The organism is Dysgonomonas sp. 25 (assembly GCF_010501075.1).
Lineage (GTDB): Bacteria > Bacteroidota > Bacteroidia > Bacteroidales > Dysgonomonadaceae > Dysgonomonas.
In genome coordinates, this window is record NZ_QVMN01000028.1 from 1 (window position 1) to 473 (window position 473).

The 473-nt window shown below is 36.2% G+C and carries 1 protein-coding gene; it reads right to left on the minus strand.

Annotation, left to right across the window (positions count from 1 at the left end; genetic code table 11):
• Positions 1-374 (minus strand): hypothetical protein (locus tag D0T66_RS16080; protein WP_221412243.1); only part of this gene is annotated, 374 nt, incomplete at its 3' end.
• Positions 375-473 lie beyond the last annotated feature (99 nt).

Genomic DNA, 473 nt, shown 5'->3' on the forward strand with positions numbered 1-473 from the left:
TCCTTGTTAGCTGCTAACCAGTTATTAAAATCCGTAACAGCTTGCTTAACAACCGCTTGCGCACTTTGCATGGGAAGTCCTGCAAAGAAATCTGGATTCTCGGTTACTCGCATTAACTTCTCAAGGAAGGTATAAGTAAGTACAGACTTAGGCTTTTGCAGATGGGGATAACGACTTAAGACTTGCCTGATTTCTTCTGCTACAAACTCTTCATTTTCTGAAAGAGCTTCTTTCCATCTGCCGGTGTAGTTTTGTCGTATACGAAACAAAGACGCATTATAAAGACTCTTAGCAAGAAATCCTAAGTCTTCAAGGTAAGTATATAGTTCTGGTTCTTTCCTCTTAGATATTAATATTTGCTTTGATTTATACATATGGTTGAACCTCTTGATAACCCTTTGTTTCTATAGTATAATTATACCATTAACACAAACGGATGTAAAGGAGAAAAAGAACATATGTTCAAAAACAAA